The organism is Actinomyces sp. Z5 (assembly GCF_003287795.1).
GTDB lineage: Bacteria > Actinomycetota > Actinomycetes > Actinomycetales > Actinomycetaceae > Actinomyces > Actinomyces glycerinitolerans.
The window spans coordinates 1-6,099 of the sequence record NZ_QMIN01000033.1 but is presented as its reverse complement, the minus strand read 5'-3'; the positions used below and the strand labels follow the sequence as shown (position 1 = coordinate 6,099).

At 64.7% G+C, this 6,099-nt stretch carries 6 protein-coding genes; 2 read left to right on the top strand and 4 right to left on the bottom strand.

Translation table 11 applies throughout. The features are described from left to right. Positions 1 to 774: 774 nt before the first annotated feature. Positions 775 to 1,122: a type II toxin-antitoxin system PemK/MazF family toxin gene (locus tag DRB06_RS03635; RefSeq protein ID WP_108965792.1), complete on the bottom strand. Its 348-nt coding sequence runs from the start codon at positions 1,120 to 1,122 to the stop codon at positions 775 to 777. Further along, positions 1,110 to 1,343, bottom strand: coding sequence for a hypothetical protein (locus tag DRB06_RS15750; protein ID WP_146750792.1), 234 nt, complete (start codon positions 1,341 to 1,343; stop codon positions 1,110 to 1,112). The genes DRB06_RS03635 and DRB06_RS15750 overlap by 13 nt, the downstream gene beginning before the upstream one ends. Positions 1,344 to 2,075: 732 nt before the next feature. Here DRB06_RS15750 and cas1 point away from each other — a divergent pair. Together cas1 and cas2 are read left to right on the top strand one after the other, a co-directional pair. Continuing rightward, positions 2,076 to 3,878: a CRISPR-associated endonuclease Cas1 gene (gene cas1 / locus DRB06_RS03630; RefSeq protein ID WP_181575176.1), complete on the top strand. Its 1,803-nt coding sequence runs from the start codon at positions 2,076 to 2,078 to the stop codon at positions 3,876 to 3,878. Beyond that, positions 3,869 to 4,156 (top strand): CRISPR-associated endonuclease Cas2, encoded by a 288-nt coding sequence (gene cas2 / locus DRB06_RS03625; RefSeq protein WP_083565755.1) that lies wholly within the window; start codon positions 3,869 to 3,871, stop codon positions 4,154 to 4,156. Before cas1 ends, cas2 begins: the two co-directional genes overlap by 10 nt. A gap of 41 nt (positions 4,157 to 4,197) precedes the next feature. On the opposite strand, the gene DRB06_RS03620 is transcribed toward cas2, so the two are convergent. Beyond that, positions 4,198 to 4,431, bottom strand: coding sequence for a hypothetical protein (locus DRB06_RS03620; RefSeq protein WP_111819149.1), 234 nt, complete (start codon positions 4,429 to 4,431; stop codon positions 4,198 to 4,200). 111 nt (positions 4,432 to 4,542) lie between these two features. Then, on the bottom strand, positions 4,543 to 6,045 hold the full coding sequence (locus DRB06_RS15745) for a hypothetical protein (protein WP_146750791.1): 1,503 nt from the start codon (positions 6,043 to 6,045) through the stop codon (positions 4,543 to 4,545). Positions 6,046 to 6,099: the final 54 nt, after the last annotated feature.

Sequence of the window (6,099 nt, the reverse complement as noted above, 5' to 3'; positions counted from 1 at the left end):
AGGAAGCACCTCGCACCTTAAGGTGCATTAAGACCAATCGCTTGCCTGATCCGGGCCATCAGTGTCCTTTTGGGTTAGGAAGCACCTCGCACCTTAAGGTGCATTCAGGTCCTCGGGGAGGGTGACCTGCGCGACGGACGCCGTGGGGCATGGTGTCAAAATCGATGACAAACGCCTCCTACGCGCGCCAACCCCGATCCGAAGGCCGCATGATTCCAGCGATTTGTCCGCAGTTGACGACGTCGCCAGCCTCGTTTGTCATAGATCCGGACACCCTCGGCCGCTGCCCGGCGGAATCAATGGCAACGGCGAGCCGCCGTCGTACCGCCCGAACGCCTAACCAACTCGCGTTGGCGGCGCTACCACCAGTGTGGGTTGGGTCGCCGCTCAACGAAGAGACAAAGGCAATGGACTCAGGCTCGGACACACCGCCGTCTTCATCTCACGGTGACGCGCGCTCGTAGGAGGAATCAGCACACACCCGCCGGCGGCAGGCTCCCAGACAGCACCATCGCCTACGTGTGTAGCCTTTATCCCGAATCCGGACACTTTTCAGGTCTCCGCACACCGGGATGTGCGGTTGCGATTGCCTCTGCCGGTAGAAGTACCCGCAGGTGAGCAGAGCAGAACTTGCACCACGCGCGCGCCAGATAACACACCCTCAAACCGGAAGAGCCCCTGAATTCAGGGCACTAAAGTGAGGCGACTCGGGCCTGAGAGCACCTCGCAGGCAAGTAGCGTTACATTATGCCGGTGCCCGCTGCGTGCCTGCGTCTAAAGGTCCAGCACCAGCCGAAGTCCATCGTCCACGCGGGCGAGAATGTGCATGGGGATAGCGCCAATGCGGTTGTTCAACCTGGAGCGGTCGACAACAAGAGTTTGCGAGACGTTAACGACGCACTGCTTGGGCAGGCCCGCCTCGCCGCGCTCCAACTCGACGTTGCCCGGCGCCGCCGCCAGGCGCAGGTTGCTGGTTATCGCTGACACGATGACGGTGGCTATACGGGATCGGTTGAACCGGTCCGAGGAGACGATCAAGGCGGGCCTGAGGTATCCGGGTTCCGAGCCGATGGGGTCGCCGAAGTCGAGCCACCAGACTTCCCCTCGAGCTACCAAGGCCATGCTCCCGACTCGATGAGTTTCCTAGCCGGTGTTAACGGCGCCTGCGCCGCCTCGACGTCTTCGAGGGCGTTGAGAGCTTCGGTCACAGGGTCATCGCTGTAGCGAACTATTAGATCGTGGACGGCCTTCGTGTACAGCTGCGACCGGCTCCATCCGAGGCGCCGCGCAACTTCCTCGGCTTCCTGGAACACCGGGTCTGGAATGGATACTGCTGTCTTCACACGCCGAGTATAACCGGTATGACCGGAGTGGCCTAGGCCGCCTTGCATACTCGGATGTAAGGTTTCGCCCGGCGGCCGCGCAGGGGCCGGCCAAATGGCTGCTCGCGTTTGCGGGTGTGGCGGTCTGGGTATGTCCCGGGGCTGACGGTTCGGCACTTCGCCCCGACGCTTCGGCAATTGTGATGACGGTTCGTACCCCTGGGTGCCGAACCGTCGAACAATGGTACGAAGTGTCGATCAGAAGGTACGAACCGTCAGGTCCCGCCCACCACCCGGCTCTCTCGAGGGCCGACGGCGGGCACCCCCGAGGGCGGACGGTGGGCGCCGGTGTGCCCGGATGCCCCACTCATTGAAGCCGTCGGCGCTATGATCAGCTTGCGCCCCGCTGCTCGACGAAGAAGTCATGGAATGGACTCGCATGCAGACGTGCCACCACCTTCCGCTGGCGGAGCACGCCCGGCGGGAGGTTCGGCGTCTGCTCGTCGGCTAGGTACCAGAAGCTATCGGCAACGGCGCAGGCGCCGCCGCAATGACGAGTTCCATGCTCCGCGACGGGATCAGTTCCTCGGCCAGGACCTGCCGCCGCTTGCCAGGCGCTCCCTCCTGTCGACCGAGCCCGCGGGCGCGGCCCCGCAGGAGGCAACCCCGAACTCCCTATATGAGCGCATCAGCTCGGTCGAGACGCTGACCGCCGCGTGGGAGACCGTGTTGGCCAGAGATGCCCGTGACGGCATGCTTCAGAAGCAGACGCGCGCCATTGTTGGCGACCTCGATCATTTCCTCGCCGAGCTTTCGACTTCCCTGCGCGACGGCACCTACGTTCCTGAACCGTTCATGCGACTGGACATCCCCAAACGTGAGCCCGGAGAGACACGAGCACTGCACATTCCGTCTATCCGCGACCGGATCGTCGAACGGGCCGTCCTGGACACGATTGCACACACCGCCGACCTACTGATGTCGACGTGCTCCTTCGCCTACCGCACCGGTATCGGCACAGATGACGCCATCGACCTACTCGCCACCCTCCGCGACGACGGCTACAAGTACGTGCTGCGCACCGACGTGGAGGACTACTTCCCGAACGCGGAAGTAGAGGACGCCCTCGCCGTGCTCTCCCCGGTGCTGCGGTGCGCGCGGACCAACAACCTGATCCGCCTGCTCGCCCGGCCTCGCCGCGCCCACGGTGAGCGGCGCGTGCGGGGCCGCGGCATCGCCCAGGGCTCTTGCCTGTCCCCGCTGCTGGCGAACCTGGCGCTGGCCGACGTCGACGCGGCACTGTGCGACGCCGGCTACGGTTACGCCCGCTTCGCCGACGACATCGTCGTGTGCGCCCCCAACGAGGACGACTTGCTGTCCGCATACGACCTGCTCAGCGCCAAGGTCGCCGCCCACGGGCTGAGCCTGAACCAGGAGAAGACCAGCATGACCACCTTCGACGAGGGCTTCTGCTACCTCGGAGTCGACTTCTCCCGCACCCGCCCGGCCGTGGACCCGCACCACGACATCAAGGGCCACCCCAACCCGGACAAGGTCGTCTACGTCGGCCGCGACGGCGCGCGGCTGCACGTGACCAAGGGTCGGCTGATCGTTGACGGCGCCGACGGACTCCCGCAGGTCTCCATACCCCGGCAGGCCGTCAGCCGGATCGTGCTCACCGGCGCGGTGGGGCTCTCCGCCGGGGCGCGCTCCTGGGCGCTGTACAACGACATCGACGTCGTCTTCCTATCCCGTCGCGGCAGCTACCTGGGCCAGCTCTCCGGCCTGCGCGACACCGCCAACGCCCGGCGCCTGCTCACCCAAGCCGCCTTCGCCGCCGCCGACGACGCTCGCCTTCCGCTTGCCCGCGCCATTGTGCGGGCCAAACTGCGCCACCAGATCGGCGTCCTACACCGCACAGGCAGGCGTGACAGCGGGGCAGACATCGAGGCGACTTGCACCACCATCCGTGAGCTGTCCGAGGAGGCCACTCACGCCACCGACACCGACGAGCTGATGGGTCTGGAGGGGGCGGCGTCGACCGACTACTTCGAAGCGCTGTCCCGGCTGGTGCCTGAGGACGTCGCCTTCCAGGGCCGCAGCCGCCGCCCTCCCAAGGATTTGGCGAATGCGGCCTTCTCCTATGCGTATGCGATCCTGCTGTCCGAATGCACCGGTGCGCTCATCGCTGCCGGGTTGGAGCCGTCGCTGGGTGTGCTGCACGCCTCAACCGACAAGCGACCCAGCCTGTCCCTGGACCTGATGGAGGAGTTCCGGCCGCTGCTGGTGGATCGTACCGTCATGGCGCTGCTGCGCTCGCGGCGTCTGCGCCCCGAGCACGCCACCAACTCCCCAGACGGGGAGGGCGTCTGGCTGGGGCCGGAGGGCAAGAGGGCGCTGGTGGACGGTTACGAGGCGACTCTGCAGCGGCAGGTCAAGGGCGCGTTGCCTGGGTTCGCGGGTACCTGGCGGCGGCACATTCACCACCAGGCGCAGCTGCTGGGGCGAGCCATTACCGAGCCCGGCTACGAGTGGACCGGTGCGGCATGGCGATGATCGTCATCCTGGCTTACGACGTGTCGGCCGACTCGCGCCGTACGCGTCTGGCGGCGGCATTGGAGAGCTGGGGCTACCGGATTCAGGAGTCGGTGTTCCAGCTGCGGCTGGAGGACGGTGAACTCGACGAGGTGCGTGAGCGCGTCAACGACATCATCGACTCGCGCGACGACGTGGTCCACATCTACCCGCTGTGCACGAACTGCCTGGGACGGGCCGAGGTGCACGGCACCGCCCCTGCACTGGACGACGGCGGCCTGTACCGCGGGGTGTGGTGAGGCGGCCCGCCGTCGGCACGGGCGTGAGGAACAGCACCTGTTTAGTGGTCCTCGGCGAGGAGCCGATCAACCTCCTCCGCGGTGATTGAGCGGCCGATGCGGAGCAGGTGCAGGCCGGTCTCCTCGTCCACCTCAAGAGTGGCAGTCGGCTTGGCCTGGTCGAGCGGTGCTGTAGTCAACTTCAACGACGTTGCGGGCATGGACTCCTCCGGCACGGCCGCCCTCGGCTCGGCGTTACGCTGAGTGCCGTCGGGCAGATCGAATGAGGTGCGCATGCATGCACCATATCGCGATGCACTTATCGCAATACAGGTTGTTGTATGCGACGCACGCGTGCTGAGGTGAAGCGAGCAAACCGAACTGCAGGGGTACGGATAACCGCAAGGCTACGATCGGCCTTGCCTTTTACGGCTCTGGTCACCTCTGCGTTGCTGTCTGCGTCGTTGGCGGCTTTTGCTCGCAGTCGGTCCGGGCTGATCGGATTTGTAACTCCCTGAGACGCTGCTTGCATCCTGTTCGCCGGGTGTTGCCAGCAAGTCTGGTAGATTAAATTCGGAGTCAATCTTGCAATCATCAGGGTCGATGCCGTGCTTTACGCGGTTCTCCTCCCGGTTCTTGAACCAGTTGGTGGTGGCGGACACGCCAGTTTTACTGTCAGCGGGCTTGTGCGCGTCCGGGTACTGGACCACGGCCTTACCATCCCAGCCGTAGGCCGCACGCACGAATGCGCGTACCGGCAGGCTGTTCTCGAAGTCGCTGGGCAGCGCGTCTAGCGCGTTGGCCAGTCTGTCCGAAGCCGTCGTCGTTGCGTCGAGCTGCGTACAACCGAGGCATCCGTCGAGCTGCATGTACATTCCAGCTAACCTCTTACCGGTGTGCATGTGTACGTCGGTGGCCCTGATCTCGACCGCGCCGAGGCCGAGGGGCTTGCCGAAACCGAGTCGGTGATAGCCGCGGCGCTTCGACTCGTCCTTGGGGGACGCATCCGGTGGCACTAGACGCTCTGGGGTGAGCAGCCATACCAGGACGGCGAGTTCCTCCGGTACGAGCCCTTCGAAGGTAAGTGTGGTGGTGAACTTGGCTCCAGGGTTTAGGAAGTAACCGGCTACCGTGTCGTGAGGGCCTACGGCTCCTTCGAGCCGCCTACAGTCGGGCAGGTCGTCCCGGCCGAGTAGCCTCCGATGCGTGGGATAGACCTTACGGATCAGAGTTTGCCCCGGTTGATAGGCATCTGCGCGGGTAGTGCTTTCAGCTAGGGTCCTTCCCTGCTCATCACGCAAATAAGGGAAACCCGTTGATGGCTTGGGGCTCGCCAGGGTTCGAAGCAGCCAACCCGGGCTATCAGCTTTAGGGGTGCGCAGCCACCTGCCTTCCTGGGGGAGTGCTGGCATAACGGGCCGGATTGTGATGCGCCCGCGCGCGGCGGCGGCTTGGCTGCGGTCCTTGTCCTTCTCATCGGCAACGAAGCCCCACATGCGATCGCCCGCGGAGGCTTGGGAGTGGGTGCGAGCGGGCGCAACCTGCGAGTCTCTGGCGAGACTCGCAGGAGGCACAGCGTCAGGGGCAGCACGTCGACCTACTTGAGACGGCACCAGAGCGGTTATGCAGCCATCGCCCGACACCGAGGCGAACAGGGGGATGCCTGGGCCTTTGGAGGCGAGTGTCCTCAGGAACTGCTTGATCTGTGCGCGGTCGGCCATGACAGCGGACTCTTTGCCCTTGTGCACATCGGGGTCGGAGGCGCCGAGGATCTGTCCGTGGTCGTCGATCTTGCCATTGGCGATCTCATGGATGAGCCACGTTTTCGAGTCGGTCGACTTCCGAGTCTTCGAATTACCGGGCGTGCCCGCCTTTTCGCGTTCTATGAGTTGACTGTGCTGTCTCCACACTTCTGGGACGGTTGAGTCTCATGACTTCTGGGACGGTTGAGTCTCATGGGTTTT

Bases quoted from the DNA above. Each gene is read 5' to 3' on its own strand.
- DRB06_RS03635 (WP_108965792.1), bottom strand. From the start codon at position 1,122: ATGGCCTTGGTAGCTCGAGGGGAAGTCTGGTGGCTCGACTTCGGCGAC.
- cas1 (WP_181575176.1), top strand. From the start codon at position 2,076: ATGCTTCAGAAGCAGACGCGCGCCATTGTTGGCGACCTCGATCATTTC.
- cas2 (WP_083565755.1), top strand. From the start codon at position 3,869: ATGGCGATGATCGTCATCCTGGCTTACGACGTGTCGGCCGACTCGCGC.
- DRB06_RS03620 (WP_111819149.1), bottom strand. From the start codon at position 4,431: ATGCGCACCTCATTCGATCTGCCCGACGGCACTCAGCGTAACGCCGAG.